Source organism: Brevibacterium sp. BRM-1 (assembly GCF_026802075.1).
Classification (GTDB): Bacteria; Actinomycetota; Actinomycetes; order Actinomycetales; family Brevibacteriaceae; genus Brevibacterium; species Brevibacterium rongguiense.
Genome location: NZ_CP113788.1, coordinates 2,161,460 through 2,183,400, shown reverse-complemented (window position 1 = coordinate 2,183,400; position 21,941 = coordinate 2,161,460). Strand labels below are relative to the sequence as shown.

The 21,941-nt window shown below is 66.0% G+C and carries 23 protein-coding genes and 5 pseudogenes; 11 read left to right on the top strand and 17 right to left on the bottom strand.

From position 1 onward, the window contains the following. Nucleotides 1-13: 13 nt before the first annotated feature. Together BRM1_RS09625 and BRM1_RS09620 are read right to left on the bottom strand one after the other, a co-directional pair. On the bottom strand, nucleotides 14-1,030 hold the full coding sequence (locus BRM1_RS09625) for a hypothetical protein (protein WP_268525503.1): 1,017 nt from the start codon (nucleotides 1,028-1,030) through the stop codon (nucleotides 14-16). Next, nucleotides 1,027-1,605, bottom strand: a pseudogene (locus BRM1_RS09620) (transposase); the annotation flags it as partial. The pseudogene BRM1_RS09620 and the gene BRM1_RS09625, both read right to left, overlap by 4 nt. Between BRM1_RS09620 and BRM1_RS09615 the strand changes: the two are divergent. The 5 genes and pseudogenes from BRM1_RS09615 to BRM1_RS09590 form a co-directional block, all read left to right on the top strand. Further along, entirely contained in the window at nucleotides 1,583-1,789 is a 207-nt protein-coding gene (locus BRM1_RS09615) for a hypothetical protein (protein WP_268525502.1), read from the top strand. The pseudogene BRM1_RS09620 and the gene BRM1_RS09615 overlap by 23 nt on opposite strands. A gap of 107 nt (nucleotides 1,790-1,896) precedes the next feature. After that, a pseudogene (locus BRM1_RS14060) lies at nucleotides 1,897-2,343 on the top strand (S-layer homology domain-containing protein); the annotation flags it as partial. 196 nt (nucleotides 2,344-2,539) lie between these two features. Further along, nucleotides 2,540-3,715, top strand: a complete 1,176-nt coding sequence (locus BRM1_RS09600) for a zinc-dependent alcohol dehydrogenase (RefSeq protein WP_073557437.1) — start codon at nucleotides 2,540-2,542, stop codon at nucleotides 3,713-3,715. A 380-nt stretch (nucleotides 3,716-4,095) separates the two neighbouring features. Further along, a pseudogene (locus BRM1_RS09595) lies at nucleotides 4,096-5,127 on the top strand (ISL3 family transposase); the annotation flags it as partial. Between the two features lie 121 nt (nucleotides 5,128-5,248). Continuing rightward, a pseudogene (locus BRM1_RS09590) lies at nucleotides 5,249-5,827 on the top strand (ISL3 family transposase); the annotation flags it as partial. On the opposite strand, the gene BRM1_RS09585 reads toward BRM1_RS09590, so the two are convergent. From BRM1_RS09585 to BRM1_RS09565, 5 genes and pseudogenes are all read right to left on the bottom strand, one after another. Further along, nucleotides 5,796-6,203 carry an HIT family protein gene (locus tag BRM1_RS09585; protein ID WP_268525494.1) on the bottom strand — a complete coding sequence of 136 codons (408 nt, stop codon included), beginning with the start codon at nucleotides 6,201-6,203 and terminating at the stop codon, nucleotides 5,796-5,798. The pseudogene BRM1_RS09590 and the gene BRM1_RS09585 sit on opposite strands and share 32 nt — an antisense overlap. A 145-nt stretch (nucleotides 6,204-6,348) precedes the next feature. After that, nucleotides 6,349-6,882, bottom strand: coding sequence for an ATP-binding protein (locus BRM1_RS09580; RefSeq protein ID WP_160954362.1), 534 nt, complete (start codon nucleotides 6,880-6,882; stop codon nucleotides 6,349-6,351). A 232-nt stretch (nucleotides 6,883-7,114) separates the two neighbouring features. After that, nucleotides 7,115-7,690 (bottom strand): recombinase family protein, encoded by a 576-nt coding sequence (locus BRM1_RS09575; protein ID WP_160954361.1) that lies wholly within the window; start codon nucleotides 7,688-7,690, stop codon nucleotides 7,115-7,117. Nucleotides 7,691-7,992: 302 nt separating this feature from the next. Continuing rightward, nucleotides 7,993-8,130, bottom strand: a pseudogene (locus BRM1_RS09570) (IS110 family transposase); the annotation flags it as partial. 39 nt (nucleotides 8,131-8,169) lie between these two features. After that, nucleotides 8,170-8,886, bottom strand: a complete 717-nt coding sequence (locus BRM1_RS09565) for a TetR/AcrR family transcriptional regulator C-terminal domain-containing protein (protein ID WP_268525491.1) — start codon at nucleotides 8,884-8,886, stop codon at nucleotides 8,170-8,172. Nucleotides 8,887-8,982: 96 nt separating this feature from the next. Here BRM1_RS09565 and BRM1_RS09560 point away from each other — a divergent pair, with 96 nt between their 5' ends. Then, nucleotides 8,983-10,062: a YihY/virulence factor BrkB family protein gene (locus BRM1_RS09560; protein WP_268525489.1), complete on the top strand. Its 1,080-nt coding sequence runs from the start codon at nucleotides 8,983-8,985 to the stop codon at nucleotides 10,060-10,062. 87 nt (nucleotides 10,063-10,149) lie between these two features. On the opposite strand, the gene BRM1_RS09555 is transcribed toward BRM1_RS09560, so the two are convergent. The 3 genes from BRM1_RS09555 to BRM1_RS09545 are packed head-to-tail and all read right to left on the bottom strand — an operon-like array spanning nucleotide 10,150 to nucleotide 11,233. Beyond that, on the bottom strand, nucleotides 10,150-10,449 hold the full coding sequence (locus BRM1_RS09555; protein ID WP_268525488.1) for a DUF4235 domain-containing protein: 300 nt from the start codon (nucleotides 10,447-10,449) through the stop codon (nucleotides 10,150-10,152). A gap of 36 nt (nucleotides 10,450-10,485) precedes the next feature. Further along, complete coding sequence (locus tag BRM1_RS09550) at nucleotides 10,486-10,836, bottom strand: DUF3618 domain-containing protein (RefSeq protein WP_268525487.1); 351 nt, start codon at nucleotides 10,834-10,836, stop codon at nucleotides 10,486-10,488. Further along, a complete protein-coding gene (locus tag BRM1_RS09545) occupies nucleotides 10,823-11,233 on the bottom strand; it encodes a phage holin family protein (RefSeq protein ID WP_268525486.1) in 411 nt (136 codons plus the stop codon). The genes BRM1_RS09550 and BRM1_RS09545 overlap by 14 nt, the downstream gene beginning before the upstream one ends. A 365-nt stretch (nucleotides 11,234-11,598) precedes the next feature. Between BRM1_RS09545 and BRM1_RS09540 the strand changes: the two genes are divergently transcribed. After that, nucleotides 11,599-12,414 carry a PRC and DUF2382 domain-containing protein gene (locus tag BRM1_RS09540; protein WP_268525484.1) on the top strand — a complete coding sequence of 272 codons (816 nt, stop codon included), beginning with the start codon at nucleotides 11,599-11,601 and terminating at the stop codon, nucleotides 12,412-12,414. Nucleotides 12,415-12,497: 83 nt separating this feature from the next. Here BRM1_RS09540 and BRM1_RS09535 read toward each other — a convergent pair whose 3' ends face one another. The 6 genes from BRM1_RS09535 to BRM1_RS09510 form a co-directional block, all read right to left on the bottom strand. Further along, the gene (locus tag BRM1_RS09535) at nucleotides 12,498-12,752 is read right to left on the bottom strand and encodes a hypothetical protein (RefSeq protein ID WP_268525482.1); all 255 of its coding nucleotides are present in this window, start codon (nucleotides 12,750-12,752) and stop codon (nucleotides 12,498-12,500) included. A 270-nt stretch (nucleotides 12,753-13,022) separates the two neighbouring features. Beyond that, nucleotides 13,023-13,832 carry an AAA family ATPase gene (locus BRM1_RS09530; protein ID WP_268525481.1) on the bottom strand — a complete coding sequence of 270 codons (810 nt, stop codon included), beginning with the start codon at nucleotides 13,830-13,832 and terminating at the stop codon, nucleotides 13,023-13,025. After that, a complete protein-coding gene (locus tag BRM1_RS09525) occupies nucleotides 13,829-15,223 on the bottom strand; it encodes a Mu transposase C-terminal domain-containing protein (RefSeq protein ID WP_268525479.1) in 1,395 nt (464 codons plus the stop codon). Before BRM1_RS09525 ends, BRM1_RS09530 begins: the two co-directional genes overlap by 4 nt. Nucleotide 15,224: 1 nt before the next feature. Continuing rightward, a complete protein-coding gene (locus BRM1_RS09520) occupies nucleotides 15,225-15,827 on the bottom strand; it encodes a recombinase family protein (RefSeq protein ID WP_268525477.1) in 603 nt (200 codons plus the stop codon). 146 nt (nucleotides 15,828-15,973) lie between these two features. After that, entirely contained in the window at nucleotides 15,974-16,117 is a 144-nt protein-coding gene (locus BRM1_RS09515) for a hypothetical protein (protein ID WP_268525476.1), read from the bottom strand. A 186-nt stretch (nucleotides 16,118-16,303) separates the two neighbouring features. Continuing rightward, nucleotides 16,304-16,993, bottom strand: coding sequence for a nucleotidyltransferase domain-containing protein (locus BRM1_RS09510; protein ID WP_268525474.1), 690 nt, complete (start codon nucleotides 16,991-16,993; stop codon nucleotides 16,304-16,306). A 112-nt stretch (nucleotides 16,994-17,105) separates the two neighbouring features. Here BRM1_RS09510 and istA point away from each other — a divergent pair, with 112 nt between their 5' ends. The 3 genes from istA (at nucleotide 17,106) to BRM1_RS09495 (ending at nucleotide 20,443) form a co-directional block, all read left to right on the top strand. Next, nucleotides 17,106-18,356 (top strand): IS21 family transposase, encoded by a 1,251-nt coding sequence (gene istA, locus BRM1_RS09505; protein WP_326956769.1) that lies wholly within the window; start codon nucleotides 17,106-17,108, stop codon nucleotides 18,354-18,356. Further along, nucleotides 18,356-19,141 (top strand): IS21-like element helper ATPase IstB, encoded by a 786-nt coding sequence (istB, locus tag BRM1_RS09500; protein ID WP_268525472.1) that lies wholly within the window; start codon nucleotides 18,356-18,358, stop codon nucleotides 19,139-19,141. Before istA ends, istB begins: the two co-directional genes overlap by 1 nt. A gap of 165 nt (nucleotides 19,142-19,306) precedes the next feature. Next, nucleotides 19,307-20,443 (top strand): IS30 family transposase, encoded by a 1,137-nt coding sequence (locus tag BRM1_RS09495; protein ID WP_268525469.1) that lies wholly within the window; start codon nucleotides 19,307-19,309, stop codon nucleotides 20,441-20,443. A gap of 20 nt (nucleotides 20,444-20,463) precedes the next feature. Here the strand turns inward: BRM1_RS09495 and BRM1_RS09490 are convergent, their stop codons facing one another. Then, a complete protein-coding gene (locus BRM1_RS09490) occupies nucleotides 20,464-21,294 on the bottom strand; it encodes an NAD-dependent epimerase/dehydratase family protein (RefSeq protein ID WP_326956765.1) in 831 nt (276 codons plus the stop codon). Nucleotides 21,295-21,424: 130 nt separating this feature from the next. On the opposite strand from BRM1_RS09490, the gene BRM1_RS09485 reads away from it, so the two are divergent. Then, on the top strand, nucleotides 21,425-21,784 hold the full coding sequence (locus BRM1_RS09485) for a recombinase family protein (protein WP_442864229.1): 360 nt from the start codon (nucleotides 21,425-21,427) through the stop codon (nucleotides 21,782-21,784). Nucleotides 21,785-21,941: the final 157 nt, after the last annotated feature.

Here is a 21,941-nt window from a genome sequence, read left to right as displayed (position 1 = left end):
TGGCCTGGAACAGCTACGGAGCGGCCGGGGCAATGATCGCGAAGATGAGCATCGCTACGGCCAACCCGAGGATGACGAGCGATGCGAGGGCCAGCAGAGTTTTCGAAATGAACTTTCGCTTCCAGACCAGAATTATGCCGGCAAGCACAATCGAGATCCCGACGGGTGAGAACGCAACGAGTTGTTGTGATGTTCTCAGCGGCACAATGTTGCCCGCCGAATACAAGGCTAGGAAGAGTACTGGGATACCTAAAATGATCGCTGCGACGGACAACACGGTGTTAAAGGTGCTTTGAGTTTGTGCTTCGTTATTCACAGCAACGGTCGCGGCTGTACTCAGTGTAGCCTCGACCGCCGCGATTTCTTCCGTGCAGAGATTCTCTAGGCCCTCCATGTGTCGGATCGCCGAGTCATATAGTTGCATGAGGCTGGGGTCTGGAGGTGCGAGTTCTTTTTTGTTGTAAACAATAGATGGATCGCGATGGCGGCGATAGAAATGATAGAGGTTACTATCGATCTTCCATGCGTTAAATCCTTCGCGGCGGGAATCCAACGTAAGGTCGCGTGTTTGGCTAACTGCGATGTTTAGATCTATGAGACACGTAATTAACGCTGATGTCGAGTTGGCGGAAGTCGGCTCTTTAAACTCCGCTGCGAGGCTACTTTCGATGCCATAGCGTTTCTGTCGAAAGATCTGGGCGCAACCGCGACTGTACTCCGCGAGCGTTTTCACGAGACTAAAGACAGCGTCCGCGTAATCGATCTGCCGGATCTTTGAAACTTGGTTTTTGACTGCCTGTTGTACCCACCGCAGGTCCTCGTTGAGATTGCAGTCGATGTCGCTTACCGGGCGCCATTCACCCGTCTCGCGCACGAGGACGCGTCGGACGCGTAGAACAACATCGAATGTAGTGAGGGGTTTGCCTGCCTCTCCGCTGTCGACAAAATAGGTTCCAGTCACGGCGGTAAACGGAGTGGACTGCTCATCTGAGTCGCTCTTGACGGAAATCACCGCGGGTATCCGGCTCATCGCATTTGAGGGTGTAGCAGGGGTCTGAAGCCGCCTGATTCGAGGAGGCTGCGGGCGATGTAGTTGGTGAGGTTACGGAAACCGAGGGCGGAGCCGCGGAGGTGCTCGAGCCGTCCGTTGATCGCTTCGGTGGGGCCGTTGCTGGTGCCGGGTCGGTCGAAGAACGCAAACACGTCCGTGGAGCGCTGGGTCAGGGTCCGGCCGAGCTTTCCCAGTTCCTCGAGGGTGTCGGGGACCTTCTTGCTCAGTGCCGCGATCACCTTCTCCATCTTGGCCTTGGCCTTGGCGCGGTCAGGTTCTCGATAGGCGGCCACCATGGCCTGGTAGACCTCCCAAGTCGCCTCAACCGCGGCGTGCTTCTCGTGGGCGAACAGCATGCTGAGCCGCTCCCGTTGCCGGTCGGTCAGCAGGCTCATCCCGGTGTGGAGGGTGCGGCGCGCCTTGTAGAGCGGGTCGTCCTTGCGGCCTCTGCGCTTGTGGAGCTGCTACTGGACGCGTCGCCGGCAGTCGTCCAGGGCGTCGCCGGCCAGGCGGACGACGTGGAAGGGGTCCATGACCGCGACTGCGCCGGGCAGAGAAGGGTACGAGGGCTACTGGGACGAGTTCTTCGCCGCGAAAGACGTGTTCTACGGGCACATGCTGAACTTCAAAGGCCTCGAGCGGCCCGTGGTGGTGCTCGCGATCAACGGCTTCGGCGCGGCCGAGCGGGCCCCGCAGCTGCGTACGTGGGGCTGTCCAGGGCGCGATCAATGCTGGTGATGGTCGGCGATCAGGGCGAGATCTGGGACGCGGTCGGGGCGTGGTGCTGGAGCGGGTGCTGGGGAAGTAGAGCGTCCGAACGAATGGAGAACGATCGATACTTCGTCACCTACCGCCCCCTCCAGCCCGTGAACCGCGACGCCATGGCCGCGTTCCTCTACCGCATGGCGGGCTCCCCCGCCGTGCGCTTGCCCGCGGCGTCGCCGTTCAAGGGCGTGAGCCCGCGCGACCAGCACTACAAGGCCATCATCTGGGCAAAGCAACGCGGCATCACGACCGGGTGACCCGACCGCACGTTCCGGCCCACGCAGCCCATCAATCGCGATGCGATGGCAGCGTTCCTGTACCGGTACGCCGGCAAGCTCGCCTACTCTGCGCCGTCCTCGAACCCGTTCCGGGACGTCAACCGCAGCCAGCTGTTCGCCAAAGAGATGGCGTGGATGAAGAGCACCGGCATCTCCACCGGCTGGGCCGACGGCACCTACCGTCCCCTGCAGTCGGTCGAGCGCGACGCGACGGCCGCGTTCCTCTACCGCTACGACAAAACGTTCTGACGCCACAGGGCGCTGGAGCCGTTCGCCGTCTTCCGGACGATCGTCCATCCCACCAAGGACCGGTCTCCCGGAGAGGGAAGAGAACAGGGAACGAGGACCTCATCGGGCCTGCAGGCAGCAGTAGTAGGGTCGGCCTACGCAACAGATCAGCAGGTCGTCATTCCGGCCGCGGCGGCGGCCCTGAGAAGGAGGACAGATGAAGGCTCTGACATGGCAGGGAAAGCGCTCGGTGAGCGTTGAGGAGGTTCCGGATCCCCGGATCCAGGAGCCCACGGACGCGATTGTACGGATCACCTCGACCGCCATCTGCGGGTCGGACCTTCACTTGTACGAGGTGCTCACCCCGTTCATGGACAAGGGCGACATCATCGGCCACGAGCCCATGGGGATCGTGGAGGAGGTCGGCTCCGCCGTCACCCAGATCAAGGCCGGGGACCGCGTGGTGATTCCCTTCAACGTCTCCTGCGGCCACTGCTTCATGTGTAGGCAGGGCCTGCAGTCCCAGTGCGAGACCACCCAGGTCCGGGAGTACAACAGCGGTGCAGTCTTCCTGGGATACTCCCGCCTCTACGGTTCAGTGCCCGGCGGGCAGGCCGAGTACCTGCGCGTCCCGCACGCGGACTACGGACCCATCAAGGTCCCCAACACCGGTGAGGACGAACGCTACCTGTACCTCTCCGACGTGGTGCCCACCGCTTGGCAGGCCGTACAGTACGCCGCGCCCCCTCAGGGCGGTTCCCTGGCCGTGCTGGGCCTGGGCCCGATCGGCCAGATGTCCGCCCGGATCGGCCGCCACCTGGGCTACCGGGTACTCGCGGTGGACCCGGTCGCCGAGCGGCGTGCCATGGCCGAGCGCCACGGCATCGAGACGCTGGACTCGTCCGGCGAGGTGGCGGAGCAGCTGAAAGACCTCACCGACGGGCGCGGCCCGGACGCGGTGGTGGACGCGGTCGGGATGGAGGCCCACGGCTCCCCGGTGGCCGGGGCGGTCCACCAGGCGGTAGGGCTACTGCCCTCCGCGCTGGGACGCGAGGCGATGGAGACGGCCGGGGTGGACCGGCTCGATGCGCTGTACACCGCGATCGAGGCTGTCCGGCGAGGCGGGACGATCTCGATCAGCGGGGTTTACGGCGGCATGAAGGACCCCCTGCCGATGCTCACGATGTTCGATAAGCAGATCCAGCTGCGCATGGGCCAATGCAACGTGAAGCGGTGGACCGATGACCTCTTGCCGCTGGTCGATGACCCTTCAGACCCGCTCGGCGTCCTGGACCTCAAGACACACACCGCGTCCCTGGACGAGGCGCCGGAGATGTACGAGAAGTTCCAGAAGAAGGAGGACGGCTGCATCAAGGTGGTGCTCAAGCCGTAGTCCCCGGAACGCTGGCGGAGACCGGTTCCCGCGAGGACCGGGCTCCGCCGCTTCACGAGTCGGAAGATTACTCAGGCGGTGACCTCCTGACGCACAGCGGCGGCCGACGCCGGGTCCTCGGCGGAGTAGATCGCGCTGCCGACGACGGCGACCTGCGCACCGGCAGACCGGACGGCGCCGATCGTGGCGACGGAGACGCCTCCAGCGACTCTGACTGAATCCTGAATCAGAGGTACGACACGCGAACGGGACGTTTGCCGGCTCTTCACAGATGAGGGTGTAGCTGTGGTGCGACCTGGGGTGGCGCGTCGGTGTCGGGGTGAGGGTCGAGGTCTTCCGATGATGGGAGTTCTCACACAACCCGTCCGGAAGACCTCGACGTGCCTGACGCTACCTTCACGTGCCCTGACCTGACTACCTTCACCCGCCTCGACGGCCTCGGTCTGGAGGTCACCGGCCAGCTGCTCGAGCCTGACCGGTCCGTGCTGGCGTGCCGGGTCGTGGAGCCGGACGACTGGTGCAGGCGGTGCGGCTGCCAGGGCGTGCCCCGTGACACGGTGAGCAGGGAGTTGGCGCACGAGCCGTTCGGGTGGCGCCCTACCACGCTGGTGCTCACCGTGCGCCGCTACCGCTGCAAGGAGTGCTCGCACGTGTGGCGTCAGGACACCACCGCTGCGGCGCCGCCGCGGGCCAAGATCTCCCGCGCCGGCCTGCGGTGGGGTCTGGTCGGGATCGTCGTCGGCCACCTGTCGATGGCCCGAGTTGCCGAAGGACTGGGCGTGGCGTGGAACACCGCCAACGACGCGGTCCTGGCTGAGGGCCGGCGTCTGCTCATCGAGGACCCGACCCGCCTGGACGGTGTCAAGGTCGTCGGGGTCGATGAGCACGTGTGGCGGCACACCCGGCGCGGTGACAAGTACGTCACCGTGATCATCGACCTCACCCCGGCCCGGGACGGCACCGGGCCCTCACGCCTGCTGGACGTGGTCGAAGGTCGGTCGAAGAAGGCGTTCAAGGACTGGCTGGCCGAGCGGGACCAGGCTTGGCGCGATGGGATCGAGGTCGTGGCCATGGATGGGTTCGCGGGCTTCAAGACCGCCACCACCGAGGAGCTGCCGGACGCCGTCACGGTTATGGATCCCTTCCACGTCATCCGGTTGGCCGGGGACGCTCTCGATGAGTGCCGCCGCCGAGTCCAGCAGGAACTGCACGGACACCGCGGACGCAAAGGCGACCCGCTCTACACCGCGCGGCGGACCCTGCACACCGGGGCTGACCTGCTCACCGACCGCCAGCACGAGCGCCTTGACAAGCTCTTCGCTGGGGACCGGCACGTGCAAGTCGAGTGCACCTGGGGGATCTACCAGCGCATGATCTCCGCCTACCGTCACCCCGACCGGGCAGCCGGCCGCGTCGAAACCGTTGATCGCGAGCACCACCACGGGCCGCTCGAGGCCTTTGAAGTTCAGCATGTGCCCGTAGAACACGTCTTTCGCGGCGAAGAACTCGTCCCAGTAGCCCTCGTACCCTTCTCTGCCCGGCGCAGTCGCGGTCATGGACCCCTTCCACGTCGTCCGCCTGGCCGGCGACGCCCTGGACGACTGCCGGCGACGCGTCCAGTAGCAGCTCCACATGCGCAGAGGCCGCAAGGACGACCCGCTCTACAAGGCGCGCCGCACCCTCCACACCGGGATGAGCCTGCTGACCGACCGGCAACGGGAGCGGCTCAGCATGCTGTTCGCCCACGAGAAGCACGCCGCGGTTGAGGCGACTTGGGAGGTCTACCAGGCCATGGTGGCCGCCTATCGAGAACCTGACCGCGCCAAGGCCAAGGCCAAGATGGAGAAGGTGATCGCGGCACTGAGCAAGAAGGTCCCCGACACCCTCGAGGAACTGGGAAAGCTCGGCCGGACCCTGACCCAGCGCTCCACGGACGTGTTTGCGTTCTTCGACCGACCCGGCACCAGCAACGGCCCCACCGAAGCGATCAACGGACGGCTCGAGCACCTCCGCGGCTCCGCCCTCGGTTTCCGTAACCTCACCAACTACATCGCCCGCAGCCTCCTCGAATCAGGCGGCTTCAGACCCCTGCTACACCCTCAAATGCGATGAGCCGGTAGAGCCAGACGGGCATTCCAACCAGGTTGGGAGGTTCCCAGTCGTAGCGGGGCCACACGTGGGCATGGAGCATCGCATCTGTGTTGCCCAGGATCTCCAGGTTCACGCGCCGGAAGGCGGGATCCCGTGCGCTGCACACTCGTTCGACTGCCTCCCCGAGCATCTCCATGTCTGACAGGAAGCCCAGACGGTCGGCGCGTGGCAGGTCGGTGAGGGTCTGGACACCGGGCCGGTCAGTCAGCGCGACACAGTAGCCCGGGAGGAACTGCACGTCCCCGAGGACAGCGAATGATGCGCTCAGGTGGGCGATCACCATGGGGTTGTCGCCGCGCAGTGCTGCGGCGATTCTGTCGGAACGCCAGTCCTTCACGAGCGAAGGCTACTGCTTCCTCCGGCCCCAGGATCTGGCGGCGCGATCTGCTAAATCGAGAGGGACGCCATCGTGGTGGACCGCGACAGCAGCTGGAGTATGTCTTCCGTGTGGCGGATGCGTTGGTCGGGTCTGATGGTGAGGCTCATGTGATGATGGCGGTGATGATCTCGTGTGTGACGTTCGCGACCGACTTGTCGGTCGTGTCGATCTGCAGATCGTCGGTGAAGCCTGCTTGATCAAGGATGTTCGCCAGTTCGGGGTGTCGTTGTGCGTGCCAGCGCAGTGCCGCCTCGTCGTCGTGATGCCTTCTGGTCAGCCGCGAGAGCACCGCATCTGATGATGCTGTCAGGCGGACGTGCAGCATCCTTCTCGAGGCCAACGCACAGGCAGTTCGTTCCAGTTGCTCAACGGTCTCGACGACGGTTGCGACCACGATCAGCCGAGCACCGGCGCGGCGGAAGTTCGCGGTGATCGCCTGCATGTTCTCCAGCGCCAGTGCGGTCCGGAATGGGTCGCCGGCTGGTGAGGGCCACGATCGGCGCAACCAGTCGACGTCGATCACTGCTCCGGGGATTCCGCGCTGCTTCACTTCGTCGCCGAGAGCCTCAGCAGTTGTCGTCTTACCTGTGCCCACGCTGCCATTGATCAGCACGGTGTCGTACGTCGCGATGGGCATGTCTCACAGTATCGATCATCAGCATGCGCCCGTGTGAGAGGCCAGCACAGGAGAGAATCGCGCAGAGTGTGACCCTGGCACGGTAGGCGATAGTGAGCTTGTCGTAGTGGGTCGCGGTATCACGCCGTTGTGAGTCCATGGGCACCCGATGCGGTGACTTCGTCGACCTCACCCATCCGGACTGCTGCGAGTCTCACCGCGATGCTGAGACACGCCCTCGTGAACTCAGGGGTCAGTGGTGGTAGCGGCCCTGGCCTGCTAGAGCCGTGTACAGGGTCTGCCGGGACACTCCGAGATCCCGGGCGACCCTGGACTTGGTCACCCCGTCGGCGATGCGCCGGCGGGCCAGCTCAATCTGGTCGGCCGACAGTTTCGGGGCCCGGTCGTAGACCCCTCGGGCTTTCGCCAGGGCAATGCCCTCGGCCTGGCGTTCCCTGATGGTGGCCCGCTCCAGTTGGGCCACCGCACCCAGGATGGTGAGCATGAACTCGCCTTGGGGGGAGTCGGTGTTCAGGGCCGGCTGGTCGACGAACTGGATTTGGACGTCCTTGTCCCTGAGTTGGTTCACCAGGGCCAGGAGGTCGGTGGTGGAGCGGGCGAGCCGGTCGGGAGACTTCACTTTCACCACATCACCGGAGCGCACGTAGGCGAGCATGGCCTGGAGCTGGGGCCGGTCGGTGGTCCTGGCCGAGATCTTCTCGCAGAAGAGCCGGTCGACGGTGCCGATGGCCTCCAGCTGTCGCGCCGGGTTCTGGTCAGTGGCTGAGACCCTGACGTAGCCGACGATCTGCCCGGTATGTCCATTCACACCTAAACCCTATGTGACTTTCGCCGATAGATGGCGGGGTTCTCCCGACGCTCCATGGCGGCATCCTCTGCTGCGTGCGGGCGCTACCCGCGGCGGCTGGTGTTCCATAAGGTGATCGGTTTGCGGGGCAGTTCTCTCTGTGGCCTCATGGACTGTCGAGTGGCCGTCATGCCACTATTAAGAAACGACTCCGTTTCGTTCTGGTATGATAAGAGTCATGAGCTCGGAGCTATCGCCGCAGACGAAACCAGGGCGTCCCGTCGACCCCGAACTAACACGCAGCATTGACGCTCCTATAGTTGTCAACTCGCGATTTCGCCGGTGCGGGGGTTGACCTTGATGAGGTGGTAGACCTCGCGAATGACGTAGCGCTTCAGGCAGCGGATGATGTCGCGTTTGCTCTTGCCCTCGGCGGTCCGACGGGCAACGTAGGCGATGGTCGGCTCGTGGAGCTTCGGAGGGATCGACGCACGACCCACCTACTGGGAGACCTCGAGCTCGATACGGTCGAGCAGTGACTCGAGCGACGACTCGAACTCCTCGGCGCCGTGGTTCTCGCTCAGCATCGGGCGCAGTCGCAGCACCTCGCTGCCCGGGGAGAGCTGGATGCGCCCGTCCCGGTTGGGCACGTCCGCGTCCCCCTCGTCGAGCGGTTCCTCCGGCGGCGAGACCCCGTCGCCGCGCGCGGCCGCCTCGAGAAGCAGCTGGCCCAGCAGGAAGCTCGTGAAGGAGCGATACGCGCCGACCTTCTGCTCGTCGCTGAAGCCGAACTCGCCGAGCGTCGTGAGGAAGTCCTCGACCACCTCGAGGCTGCGCAGCGGCGGCCGCAGCCACGGGGCGGCAGGATGCCGGGTCGCGACGAGCGGGAAGGCGAGCGGGTGCTCGAGAGCTAGATCACGCACGATGTGCGCGAGGGTTTGCAGATACTGCTGCCAGCTCATCGGGCGCGCGTTCGCGAGCTCGGCCGTGACGCCCTCGAGCAAGCACACGACGATGCCCTCGAGAAGATCCTCACGACCCGTGACGTAGCGGTACAGCGACATGGCCTCGACGCCGAGCTCCTGACCGAGGCCGCGCATCGTGAGCGCGCGAGAACCTTCTCGATCGACCACGCGCAGCGCCTCCTTGATGACCGTGTCGCGGTCGAGCCGCCGACCGCTCCTGCGGGATTCCGTGCTCTCTGCCGTGCTGTCCATGGAGCCAGTGTCCAGTCCTCGCTGATTCGATGCCACCCCGACCTCGCGGTACATCGTTAACCTTACGCTGTAAGGACGCGATTGAGAGGATGGATGATGTCACCACAGACGACCCACGACCACGAGAACCCGGCTGACGCCCCCGACCCCGAGGACGACCGCAAGCCCGACAGTCCGGCGGAGATCACGGCTCCGTCCTGGAAGTACGTGCTGCGCACGACCGTGCGGGAGTTCTCGGCCGACGGGTGCACGGACCTTGCGTCGGGGCTCACCTACCGCACCGTGCTCTCGATGTTCCCCGCGCTCGTGGCGCTCGTCTCGATCCTCAGCCTCTTCGGCCAGAGTGGATCGGTGAACTCGGTCCTCGATCAGGCTGAGGGCATCATCCCGGCCGACACGTGGCAGACTGTCCGGCCCGCCCTCGAGTCCGTCCTGACCGCTCCCGCCCCCGGTCTGGGCCTGGTCATCGGCCTCCTCGCGGCCCTCTGGTCCGCCTCGAGCTACATCAAGGCCTTCGGGCGCGCGATGAACCAGATCCACGACGTCCCCGAGGGGCGCGGTGCGATCAAGCTAACCGTGCAGATGTACCTGCTGACCGCACTCGTGCTCGTGCTCGGCGCGGTGGGCCTCATGATCGTCGTGCTGTCCGGCCCCGTCGCCGAGGCCGTCGGCGGCGCGATCGGGCTGGGCTCGACGGCGATCACCGTGTGGAACGTCGGGAAGTGGGTGGTGCTCGCGGCGATCGTGGTGATCGTTGTCGCGCTGCTCTACTACGCGACGCCCAACGTCCGCCAGCCGAAGATGCGCTGGATCAGCCTGGGCGCCCTGATCGCGATCATCGTCGCTGTGCTCGCGAGCCTCGCGTTCTTCTTCTACGTCTCCAACTTCGGCAACTACAACAAGACGTACGGCGCCCTGGCCGGGGTGATCATCCTGCTGCTCTGGCTCTACATCATCAACGCGATCCTGCTGTTCGGCGTGGAGGTCGACAGCGAGGTCGAGCGGGGCCGCGAGCTGCAGGCGGGCATGCCAGCCGAGGAGACACTCCAGCTGCCGGCCCGCGACACCAAGGCCAGCGACAAGCGCGAGCGGAAGTTCGCCGAGGACGTCGAGCGGGCGCGCCGTCTGCGGGAGACCGCGGGCCGCAGCCAGGAGAAGGACGACACGGACGAGTGACCCTCGCGCACCACGGCGAGTGAACGAGGAACGCCCCTGAGCCCGGCCGGGTTCAGGGGCGTTCCTCGTGGGGCGCGGATCAGGTCGTCAGTTGCCGGGCCATTCTCCGAACACGCGCTGGAACCCGCGGGCACCTCCGCGGTCGACGAGCGCTTTGACGAAGGCGAAGATCGCACCCTGCAGCGCGGCGGCCAGGAGTACCTGACCGAGGCTGAAATTTGATTCCAACGCCTTGGGGGCGTCGTCGCTCCTGGACTGGGGGGTGGCGAGCTTCCATACCTGCTTGAAGATGATCCCGGCGATCGCTCCGCTCACGAGGCCGCCGAGCATGCCGATTGGACGGTAGAGGATCTTGGCGGGAGTGCTGGTGGACTCATTCTTGGACATGCGATGCCTTTCGTTGTCGACGGGGTTCCCGTGGCCTCAGCGGCGGGCCGCGTGGATAACCAGGTAGATCCCGAGGGCGACCCCGGCACCGGCCACGGAGGCGGCGATCCAGCCGTTGCGGTTGAGCTGACCGTCGTCATCGGTGACCGCGTCGCGGGCCGCCGAGAACTGCTGGGCGGCTCGATCCTTCACGTCGTCGACCTGCTGACGGGCTCGCTCGGTGGCCTGGCCGACCTGCTGCTTGGCCTGCGCCTTGACGTCAAAGGCCGAGGTCAGCTGCTCAACGGTCTCGCCGAGCTCCTCACGGGTACGGGCGATATCGGCCTCGATCTGCTCGGGCGAAGCGTCGCCGTCGGGCTCGGGGTGCTGGGGATCAGGCATGGTCATGGTGGGTCTGTCCTTTCACTTCGGCGATGTCTTCCTGGACGCTGTCGATCGTGCGCTCGGGGGTGAGAGAAAGGTCCTGGACCTTCTTCTTGCCGACGAGGGCCGCGATGGCCGCCGCGATGAACAGGACGGCCGTGACGATCAGTGCTGCCGCCCATGCCGGGAGCACGAGGGCGAGGGCGATGATGGCGGTCGCGATGAGCGCCGCGAAGCCGTAGGCGGCGAGGACGCCGCCGGCGCCGAGGAGCCCGGCGCCGACCCCGCCCTGCTTAACCGTGGCGGTCATCTCGGCGCGCGCGAGCTTGAACTCATCGCGCACGAGGCGCGAGGTCTGCTCCGACAGACGGCTGATGAGTTCGGCCGGCGATGGCTGGGATGAGGATTCCGGGTGGCTCATGGGGACTCTCTTTCTCTCGGACGAGGCGAGCGGCTCCAAGGACGCCCGTTCCACGATGAGTTCCGGATCGCCGGGACGTACGCCCGAGGATCACGCCGGGCAACGACGAACCGTCCGCACATCGGGGGGACGAGAGCCCCGGACGGCCTAACCCACCGGGGATGACGCGTTCAACCTTACAACGTAGGGGGTGAGCAGCCGAGGCGTTGACGGCTCCTGGCGACGCGCTCGGGGCACACCCCGACCGGGTTCCGCGCGCCGTGTTTACATTGTAAGTTCACGGCGATACGGTGGCCGGACCCGGCATTCGGGAAGGCAGACCGTCCGGCCAGAGGGCGGTGATGGGCAAGGAAGCGAGATATCACATGGGCGATGACAAGAACGATCTCCAGGCGCTCGAGAACTCCACCGTCTACGACAGCGAGAACAAGAAGATTGGGTCCGTCGGACAGATCTACGTCGATAACGAAACCGGGCGACCGACGTTTGTGACGGTCAACACGGGTCTCTTCGGCACGCGCGAGACCTTCGTGCCCGTCGATGCCGCCCGCCCCGCCGACGGCGACCTGGTGGTGCCCTTCACGAAGGACTTCATCAAGGACGCCCCCAGCGTTGAGGCCGACGGCCAGATCTCGCCCCAGGAGGAGCAGGAACTGTTCCGCTACTACCAGAACGGTGGCGGCACCACCGACCGCACCGCTCCGGCGCCCACGGCTGACACCGCCGGTCGGGACGAACGCCGCGACGATTCTCGCGCCCAGGCGGGACGCACCGCCGCGGGTGACGGGGTCGAGGACGACAGCCAGATGGTCGCCCACGAGGAGCGGCTGCGCGTCGACACGCATCAGCAGGAGGCCGGACGGGCGCGGCTGCGCAAGCGCGTCCGCACCGAGGGCCAGAACATCGAGGTCCCCGTCCGGCGCGAGGAGCTCGTCGTCGAGCGCGAGGCGATCGACCCCGACTCGGCGGATGCGCGCTCCACCGGGTCGATCGACGAGTCCGCCAACGAGGAGGAGGTCGTCACCCTCAAGGAGGAGCGGCCCGTCGTCCAGAAGGAGACCGTCGCCACCGAGAAGGTGAAAGTGGGCAAGCGCACCGTGCAGGAGACTGAGACCGTGAGCGCGGACCTGCGCAAGGAAGAGATTGACGTCGATCGGGACACCGATCCGCGCGGGCGCTGACAACCCGCTCCGACGGCTCCCGGGGTCGAAAGGCCCCGGGAGCCGTCGCACGTGCGGCCTGTGAAGATCTCGCCTGCTGGTGATCACAGCTTGAGCATCAGCGCGATCAGGTCGGCTAAGAAGCCCGGATCGTGTTTGTCGGCGTTGTCAATGATGGGGTCGTTGGCGATGTGGTTCCCGAACAGCCCAATGAACCGCAGCCCCTGGTCCTCGGCCACCACGGAGCGGAGGACCCGGTCGTCCGGGCTAACGTCCATCAGCGACAGACTGACACCGGGCCGCACGCGGTCCGCGAGCGAGGCGACATCGGGGGCGCCGATGGGCCGGTCGCGCAGCACGAAGTGACACAGGACCAAGCTTAGGGACTGAATCGGCTCTAAGAACGAAATTCAGGGCGCTAGGCTCACTCTAGTGCGCATAACTTCTATTATGCGCACTCGAACGGTCGGCACTCCTCCCGCCTCGCTCCTGCCGCGGTCCGGTGATGCGGGCCGTCCGAAAAGGTGAACCGGCTGTAAGTGTTCGTGGTGGCCGCAGGACTCCATCGGCCCCCGAGGTATGACCTTCGCCGGTAAATGCCGGGGTTCTGTCGATGCTCCGTGGCGGTCTCAGGTGGTGCCTATGACGAGAGTGCTGGCGGCTGCTTCGATGACATCGTTGGTGATGGTGTCGAGCTCGTTGATCTTCATGACGCGCTCGATTTGCGGGAAGAGCCGCTCTAGCAGTCGGAAGTTCCCGCGGGTGATGCGAGTGATGGTGGCGATGGCCTGAGCGTCGGTGAAGTCCTCGGAGTCGAGGGTCTTGCCCAGGGAGCGCCAGTGACGCTGGAGGACGAACAGCAGCTCGTCCGTGCCCAGGGGCCGGTACTGGTGGGCGAAGCCGACACGGCTGTAGAACTGGGGGTAGTGGCTGAACTGCTTCTCCAGCCCGGGCATGCCGATCAGGATCAGCGCGATGTTGTCGCGGTCGTAGCGATCGCGTAGCAGCTCCAGCGCGGTGGGACGGAGCCGTTCGGACTCGTCGACGATGAGCAGCTCGACGTAGTTCCTGCCGTGCCGTCGGGCCGGGGTGATCTGGCCGACTGCTTCGAGGTGCTGCTCGATGCAGATGCTGGTGCGGGCGAGGGCCTGGTCGAGCTCGTCCTTCAGCACCCGTGGGGTGGTGAGGACGCTGGGGGTGTAGAGCACGGTGCGGCTGCGGGCCAGAGCGGCATAGACCTTGGCGTCGCTGTCGGCGCGCGGCCCCCAGTAGGTCAGCAGGTCATAGGCCTTCTCCCAGTGGGCGTAGCGGCGCGCGGACAGCGTCTTGCCCACCCCGGCCGGTCCGACGCACAGACCGATGGTGCGGCCGCGGCGGACAGCGTCGGCGAACTCGGTGAAGCGGCGATGCTCCTTGGTGACGATGAAGCGCTGGTTCACCTCAGGTCCTCCTTGTAGACCTTCAACTTCCGCCGCGGCGCCGGCGGCTCGGCTGTCGGTGGCTTCTCGGTGGTGTTCGCGGCGACGACGGCGATCCGTTCATTGATGCCTTGGCGCAGGGCGCGACGGCGAGCGTTGCGGGCAGCCTGAATCTCCTTGAGGCCGATCTTCTGATCCTGGTGCTCCTGGTTGACTGCCTTGCAGAGGAACTCGTCATGGTCGAACACGCGGATCTCGGTGATGTCGCGCGGGTCGTAGCGGATCACTACTGACCGTCCGACGTAGCCGGCCAGCGTTGGGGAGACGTAGCGCAGCCCCTGGAAGCGGATGCCATCACGGCGCACCACCCGGGACTGGGCGACCGTGAGCAGCAGCCCATCGAGGTCTTCCAGGTTCGCGGGCATGCGCGGCAGCCAGCCCTCGGCGATCCACGCGATGCGCGGCGAGGTGCCGATTTCGCTGTGGATCCGGTCGTTGTAGGTGGCCACGAACTCCTCCACCGCGCTGTCGAGCTCGGCCAGGGACAGCTTCGGCGTCGGAGCGGGGTGGCCCTCGGTGATGTAGCCGGGCAGGTCAGCGAGCAGCTCGGTGTTGACGGTGCCGAAGAACCGTTCGATCTTGCCCCGGCCCTGCGGACGGGCGACGGTGGAATGGATCAGCCGGATGTGCAGGTCGACGGCGGTGCGGGTGAGGTGGTGGCTGATGAAGTCACTACCGTGGTCGACGTAGAGCACGTCCGGCAGGCCGCACATCGGCCAGGCCGGGTCGGACTTGTGCCAGATCGCCTGCCGCAGCGCCAGGGCGGTGTTCATCGCGGACGGCGCACCGAGGAAGACGGTGTAGCCGCAGATCGCGCGGGAGCAGTCATCGAGGATCGTCGTCAGCCAGGGGCGGGCGTGCTTGCCGTCGGTACCCACCACGAGAATGTCGAGCAGTGTGTGGTCACTCTGCCACATCGCGTTGGGCCGGTCGGCCTGCCGGCGCAGCACCAGCTCGTGCTTGTCACGGTAGGAGGCCGCGCCCTCCAGGGCGAGGGTGACCATGCCCGGATCGAGCGCGGCCACGATCGAGCGGATCACCCCGTAGGAGGGCACCGGCCACCCTCGGGTACCGCAGATGCCGGTGACCTTGCGGTGGAGCGTGGCGATCGCAGGCCGGGGCTTGCTCAGCGCCAGGCCCTCGATCAACCGCACGAGCTCCGTGGGCAGATGGTGGGTGCCGGCGTCTGAGCGCTGTCCTGTCTCCAGGCCCGCGTACCCGTCGGCACGGTAGCGGGCGTGCCAGCGCTCCAAGGTGCGCAACCCGATCCCGGTCTCCCGGGCCAGGGCGCTCAGCGGGATACCGTCCTCGACGTGCAGCCGGAGGATGCGCCATCGCGCTGGCCCGTCCATTTCACGCCTGCTCGGCGACGGCCTCGCGGGCGCGGGCCGCCTGCTGGTGGCGATAGAGCGTCGCCCGCGACCAGCCGACGAGTCGAGCGGCATCCTCGGCGGTACGGCCCTTCGCGCGGGCATCGCCCGCGATCTCGAGCTTCTCCGCGATCACAGCCGGGTCGACCGGAGGCCGGCCAAAGCGGGTGCCATTCTGCTTCGCCGCGGCGATCCCGGCATTGACCCGTTCGGTGATCAGCTCGCGCTCGTACTCGGCCAGGGTGGCGAGCATGCCCAGCATCATCCGGCCCGACGTCGTCTCCGGGTCGATCCCGTCGGAGACCGATCGGATCTTCATGCCCTGGCCGCGCAGCAGCGTGACCGTGTTCAGGACATCGATGAGGGACCGGCCGAGCCGGTCGATGCGCCAGACCACCACCGTGTCACCGTCCTGGGCGTAGTCCAGCAGCCGCTTCATCCCCGGCCGCTCGATCGCGACCCGGCTACCCGAGGTCACATCGGAGAACACGTCCCGTTTTTGCACCCCGGCCTCCACCAGCGCATCGACTTGCAGCTGCGCATCCTGCGTCGCCGTGCTCACCCGCGTATATCCCAGAAGCCTCATACGCTCAGCATGACTCACAAACCCATAGACCGCACCCCTGTGAGGCATTCTCCGTCGAGACGACTTCGCAAGACAGCCCCGAGAGAACGTGCACGCAGGACGTGGGTTGTGACTTGCGGCGATAAGTGTCGTGGTTCCCGCGTCGATTATCGTCCTATGAGGAGTGCTTCTTGGGCGGCGTCGACGGCCTCGGGGATGAGGTGCGTCTGCTTGTTGATGTCGAGTATGCGGTTGAAGAAGCAGATCGCCGAGTTGAAGAAGGTGAACGAGATCCTCCGGTCAGCGAGCATGTTTTTCGCGACCGAGCTCGGCCGCCCCTCGTAGAGATGATCGCGTTCGTCGACAAGATGCGTGGTCGTTTCGGGGTCGAGCTCGTGTGCCGTGTGTTGCGGCAGGCCGAGGTGGGGTTCCTCACCGCCCGCGGATACCGGGCCGCGAAAGCGCGTTCGGCGTCGGCGCGGCAGCAGCGCGATGAGCTATCGCTGGAAGCCCTCCTGAACGCGACCTCCAGCACGGTCGAGTTCGATCTCGATCTGAGTCGCAAAACGATCGTGCTGGCTCTCCGTTAGGGGAGTGGCCAAAGCGGAAGCGCGATCTGGATCGAACTCTGTGAGCCGTCGCGGGAGGTACTTGCCCGCGCCGATCCAACGCGAGTTCGAGAGCAGTATGAGTTCAGCCGTTTTCTCGTAGAGGGAGGCCGCAAGTATGTGACGTTCAACCGGGTCGGTTGCGTCTCGATAGTCATCCAGCAAGTCCGTTATGACGTAGCGACGGAACGTTGCTTCCGTAGGGTCAAGGGTCGGCCCAGCCTCGTATTTGCAAGACCACTCGTGTTTGTACCTCTCGTGTTCGGTTGCGCCACGGACAGCGATCCCATCAATAAGCATCTGGGCAATCACTGGTCGATGCTGTTCGAACCCGCGGTTCGCCCAGACCGTGAAGCCCGCTTCGGTATACGCGAAGACCTCAAAGATCTCGTCCTCGAAGCGGTACGTCGCCGCCAGGCTCGTGCGGTCGTCGGCGAAGATCTCTTCACCGAGAAGGAGAAGGTCGATGTCGCTGGTCGAGGTCCTCGTTCCGCGAGCCGTGCTTCCCGCGAGCAGCGCGACACTCGCGTGCGGAAAGTGGTGAGAGACGAATCGTTCGACGATAGCGAGATAACTCATGAGATAAGAGCATAGGAGCTGGGCTCAAAGCCGCGTCACACCTGTCGACGACGGGTGAATACTGACCCCGTGGCGACGGGTGAATTCTGACCCCCTCCAGCATCCTTGGAGGGTGATTTCAGTGGAAGATTGGGCGGAGATCCGCCGTTTGCACAGGGCCGAGCGGGTGCCGATCAAGCAGATCGCGCGGGAGCTGGGGATCTCGAAGAATACGGTGAAGTCGGCGTTGGCGTCGAACGAGCCGCCGTCGTATCGGCGTGCGCCGAAGGGGTCGCTGGTCGACGCTGTTGAGCCGGAGGTGCGGAAATTGTTGCGGGTGGATGCGAAGATGCCCGCGACGGTGATCGCGGAGCGGATCGGATGGTCGCACTCGCTGACGATCCTCAAGGACCGGATCCGGGTGATCCGGCCGGAGTATGCCGGGGTGGATCCCGCGGACCGTCTGGTGCATGAGCCGGGGCAGGCTGCGCAGATGGATCTGTGGTTCCCGGAGCCGCGGATCCCGGTCGGGTTCGGGCAGGCGGCGATGCTGCCGGTGCTGGTGATGACGCTGACGTTCTCGAGGTTCTTGTCCGCGGTGATGCTCCCCTCGCGTCAGGCCGGGGATCTGCTGGCGGGCATGTGGCAGTTGATCTCGCAAGTCGGTGCGGTGTCGAAGACGCTGGTCTGGGATCGTGAGGCAGCGATCGGAGGGAAGGGGAAGGTGACGCAGGCGGCGGCCGCGTTCGCGGGGACCCTCGCGACCAGGGTCGTGCTCGCACCGCCGCGGGATCCGGAGTTCAAGGGCATGACGGAGCGCAACAACCAGTATCTGGAGACGTCGTTCCTGCCTGGCCGGGCGTTCACGTCCCCGGCCGATTTCAACGCGCAGCTGGGTGACTGGCTGCCCCGCGCGAACGCCCGGACGGTCCGTTCCCTCGGCGGGCGGCCCATCGATGTCCTGGACCGTGATGTTGCGGCGATGACGGCTCTGCCGCCGCACCCGCCGGCCACGGGCCTGGTGAGCCGGGTCCGCCTCGGCCGCGACTACTACGTCCGTGTCGATTCGAACGACTACTCCGTTGACCCGCGGGTGATCGGCCGGCTCGTCGATGTCACCGCGACTCTGACCCGTGTGATCGTCGTCTGCGACGGGAACACAGTCGCTGACCACGACCGGTGCTGGGCGGCCGGGGCGGTGGTCACCGACCCTGCCCACGTCGAGACCGCCCGAGGGCTCAGATCGTTGTTCTCGGCGGCGAAACGCGATCGAGAACGCGCAGACCGGGGCAGGCCCGCGCAGCGGGTGATGTTCCGGGACACCGCCGACTACGACGACCTGTTCGGGGTCCGGTTCGACCCGGCGACCGGGGAGGTGGCTTGATGGGCGTCACGACCGAGACCGCCGCGACACTCGGGTATCTCGCCCGGGCGTTGAAAGCTCCCACGATCGGTCGCGTCTGGGAGCCCCTCGCCGAGACCGCACGAGAGGAAGGCTGGTCCCACGAGGAGTATCTGACCGCGGTCCTGCAACGCCAGGTCGCAGACCGAGAAGCCAACGGCACCAGCCTGCGGATCGCGGGCGCGCACTTCCCCGCCGTCAAGACACTCGCGGACTTCAACGTCGATCATCAGCCCTCGCTGCGTCGCGATGTCCTCGCGCACCTGGCGACGACGACCTGGATCCCGAAAGCAGAGAACGTGATCCTGCTCGGACCACCCGGAGTCGGCAAGACCCACCTCGGCATCGCCCTCGGGATCAGAGCCTGCCACGCCGGCTACCCCGTCGCGTTCGACACCGCCACCGGATGGGCATCACGCCTCCAGACCGCGCACCGCGAGGGGCGCCTCGAACACGAACTCAAACGGCTCCGCCGCTACCGGCTGCTGATCATCGACGAGGTCGGCTACCTGCCCTTCGACGCCGATACCGCGAACCTGTTCTTCCAGCTCATCGCAGCCCGCTACGAGCAAGGCTCAATCCTCGTGACCAGCAACATGCCCTTTGGCCGGTGGGGCGAGATCTTCGCCGACGACATCGTCGCATCCGCGATGATCGATCGCCTCGTCCACCACGCCGAGGTCCTCACCCTCGCCGGCGACTCCTACCGCACCCGAGCCCGACGCGAGCTCCTCAAAACCCCGCCCGCGCCGGGCGGCGACCAGTAACAACGAACCCGAGGGGGTCAATTTTCATGCGTCGATAAGGGGTCAAAATTCAGCCGACGTTGACAACACCGCTTAGGCTTCCGCCGGAAACGATGGCGGTCTCAACCGGTCAACGCACCACCCACTGATGGGAGCATGCGGATGGATCGGCGAGGAGGTCGTGGGATGGTGTTAGGTCTTGAGCAGCAGGATGCGGTGTGGGAACGGTGGCGCGCTGGCGAGCCGGTCCGAGTGATCGCCCGGGCGGAGTGTTGCAGTCGCGAGGCGGTGCGCCGGCTCCTGGCCACTACTGGCGGGATCCGCCCCGCCGCGCGCTCGCGGGCGTCTCTGAGGTTGTCTCTTGCTGAGAGGGAAGAGATCTCCCGCGGGCTCGCAGCTGGTGACTCCGCGCGCACTATTGCGATTCGCCTACGGAGGTCTGCGTCCTCGGTGTCGCGAGAGATCGCCCGTAACGGTGGACCCGCTCAGTACCGGGCCGCGGCGGCAGATCGACGAGCGTGGGAGACCGCGCGCCGTCCGAAGCCGTGCAAGCTGGAAGCGCACGAGGGCCTACGGTTGATCGTGCGGGAGAAGCTGACGGAGGACTGGTCGCCGCAGCAGATTGCGGCATGGCTCCGTCTGAACCCCGCTGCAGCTCAGGGGGCGCGGATCTCGCACGAGGCGATCTACCGGACGCTCTATATCGGCTCGCGCCTGGCGCTCCCGTCGGCCCTGAAAGCGCATCTGCGTTTGGGGCGCGGCATGCGCACCTCGAGGAAGGCTCGTCGTACCGGGCATGGGCGGGGCCGACTGCGGAACATGGTCTCGATCCACGATCGACCCAAGCAGATCGAAGCGCGCACCGAAGCAGGGCATTGGGAAGGCGACCTCGTCATGGGGCGGCGCCCCAGCGCCGTGGCAACCCTGGTGGAGCGCACCACCAGGACAGTTCGACTCGTGAAGCTCGACGGCATCAAAGGCCCGGACGTGCATGCCGCGCTCGTCGAGAACCTCCGCAGCCTGCCGAAATCGATACTGAAGTCGATCACCTGGGATCGCGGCCGGGAGATGTCCGAACACGAATGCATCGCCCAGACGCTGGGTATCGACGTGTTCTTCTGCGACCCACGATCGCCGTGGCAGCGCGGCTCGAACGAGAACACGAACCGGCTGCTGCGGCAGTACCTGCCGAAGCAGGCCGACCTGGCTTGCTTCACGCAGACCGACCTCGACCGGATCGCGGACAAGATCAACACCCGACCCCGCCGGGTGCTCGGCTGGGACACCAGCCACGGCCGGCTCCTCGACGCGCTCATGACTTGACCCCGCGCGAAAAGGATCGTTCAGCGTGCGGCGTCGAGCACCTCGTGCTCGTCGGACGTCGTGAGTCCGGAGCGGCGGGGTCGGTCGACGCCGCGCTCCACCTCGTCGGTCAGCGTTCGTTGCAGCGTCTCTGACAGCGGCCGGAGGCAGCCTCCCGTCGCGAGGAAGGAGGCGCCGTCGCGACGGACGAAGCCCGCGTCCGCGATCGGCAGCCACAGGGGAAGAGATCGCGGACCGGCCCAGTAGTGAACGTCGTGAGCGAGCAGCGCGTCGTCGCCGATCGCAATGAGCTCGCCGTCGAACCCTGTTGCCGTGCACGCGGCACGGAAGAAGTCGTCCATCGTGTGGACCGCTCCCACCGCGTCTATAGCCCCGATGCGGCGGTCCACTCCCGCCTGCACGATCCATTGCGCGAGGTCGTCGACGTCGATGACCTGCACGTATCTTCCGGCAGTGGCCGGTGTGAGCACGCGACCGCCGCGGTGCATCCGGGCGGGCCAGTAGCCGAAGCGATCGCTTGGATCGCCAGGGCCGACGATTAGGCCCGGGCGTGCGATTAGCAGACGGTCCCCGATCCGTTCCGCGGCGGCTTTCTCGGCGGCGACCTTCGCGTCCGGGTACATGGTGAGGTCTTGCGGCTCGACCAGTTCCGCCAACTCATTCGCGCCCGGCGTGCTGTTGTCCGCATACACCGACACGCTCGACACCAGAGTCCAGTGCGCTGCACGGGGCGCGAACGCCTGCAGGGCGGGTCCGACAAGCTGCGGTTCGTAAGCGAGTTCGATCACGTCGTCCCAGTCACCCGTGACGCGGTCGTAGGCACCGGGAAGCAGCCGGTCCGAGTGCAGCACCTCGACGCCGTCCGGAACTTCGCCCGATTGTCCACGCGCCAAGCAAACAACCTGAGCGCCCCTGTCGCGGGCCGCGACAGCGACCTGTCGCCCCAACCATCCGGTGCCGCCCAGCACTAGCACTCGCCTCATGCATCAAGTAAATCGAGCCGATACGGCAGGAACGAGCCTCTTCGCTCTGGGCGCAACTACGCGCGAAAGCCGGTCCGTTTACGACCCCAACGACCCGGTAGGCCGGCTGCTATTCAATGTCCTCGGCATGGTCGCCGAATTCGAAGCGGACCTCATCCGGGCCCGCACACGGGAGGGCATGCAGATCGCCAAGGCCGCCGGGAAGCTTCGCGGCCGCCAGCTCACGCTGAGCAAGACGAAACGGAAACACCTGCTCGACCTCGCCGCCGCCGGCAAGCACACCCAGGCCGAACTCACGGAGCTGTTCGACGTGTCCCGCACCATGATCTACCGCGAGCTCCGTCGCGCAACGAAGTGACGCGGATACGCCCGACGGAGCAGGTGGTGCGTTGACCGGTTGAGATCACCATCGTTTTCGGCTGGCTGAGCAGCAAGGCTTCGCTCGGCCTCCGACTCTTCGTTCGGAGTGCTACAGCGCTCGGAACATCACGCGCACATCGGGTCGATCTGATCGT

Coding starts and splice junctions, on each gene's coding strand:
- BRM1_RS09625 (WP_268525503.1), bottom strand. CDS start 1,030: ATGAGCCGGATACCCGCGGTGATTTCCGTCAAGAGCGACTCAGATGAG.
- BRM1_RS09615 (WP_268525502.1), top strand. CDS start 1,583: ATGACCGCGACTGCGCCGGGCAGAGAAGGGTACGAGGGCTACTGGGAC.
- BRM1_RS09600 (WP_073557437.1), top strand. CDS start 2,540: ATGAAGGCTCTGACATGGCAGGGAAAGCGCTCGGTGAGCGTTGAGGAG.
- BRM1_RS09580 (WP_160954362.1), bottom strand. CDS start 6,882: ATGCCCATCGCGACGTACGACACCGTGCTGATCAATGGCAGCGTGGGC.
- BRM1_RS09565 (WP_268525491.1), bottom strand. CDS start 8,886: ATGGACAGCACGGCAGAGAGCACGGAATCCCGCAGGAGCGGTCGGCGG.
- BRM1_RS09560 (WP_268525489.1), top strand. CDS start 8,983: ATGTCACCACAGACGACCCACGACCACGAGAACCCGGCTGACGCCCCC.
- BRM1_RS09555 (WP_268525488.1), bottom strand. CDS start 10,449: ATGTCCAAGAATGAGTCCACCAGCACTCCCGCCAAGATCCTCTACCGT.
- BRM1_RS09550 (WP_268525487.1), bottom strand. CDS start 10,836: ATGACCATGCCTGATCCCCAGCACCCCGAGCCCGACGGCGACGCTTCG.
- BRM1_RS09545 (WP_268525486.1), bottom strand. CDS start 11,233: ATGAGCCACCCGGAATCCTCATCCCAGCCATCGCCGGCCGAACTCATC.
- BRM1_RS09540 (WP_268525484.1), top strand. CDS start 11,599: ATGGGCGATGACAAGAACGATCTCCAGGCGCTCGAGAACTCCACCGTC.
- BRM1_RS09525 (WP_268525479.1), bottom strand. CDS start 15,223: ATGGACGGGCCAGCGCGATGGCGCATCCTCCGGCTGCACGTCGAGGAC.
- BRM1_RS09520 (WP_268525477.1), bottom strand. CDS start 15,827: ATGAGGCTTCTGGGATATACGCGGGTGAGCACGGCGACGCAGGATGCG.
- BRM1_RS09515 (WP_268525476.1), bottom strand. CDS start 16,117: ATGCTCGCTGACCGGAGGATCTCGTTCACCTTCTTCAACTCGGCGATC.
- BRM1_RS09510 (WP_268525474.1), bottom strand. CDS start 16,993: ATGAGTTATCTCGCTATCGTCGAACGATTCGTCTCTCACCACTTTCCG.
- istB (WP_268525472.1), top strand. CDS start 18,356: ATGGGCGTCACGACCGAGACCGCCGCGACACTCGGGTATCTCGCCCGG.
- BRM1_RS09495 (WP_268525469.1), top strand. CDS start 19,307: ATGGTGTTAGGTCTTGAGCAGCAGGATGCGGTGTGGGAACGGTGGCGC.
- BRM1_RS09485 (WP_442864229.1), top strand. CDS start 21,425: ATGCATCAAGTAAATCGAGCCGATACGGCAGGAACGAGCCTCTTCGCT.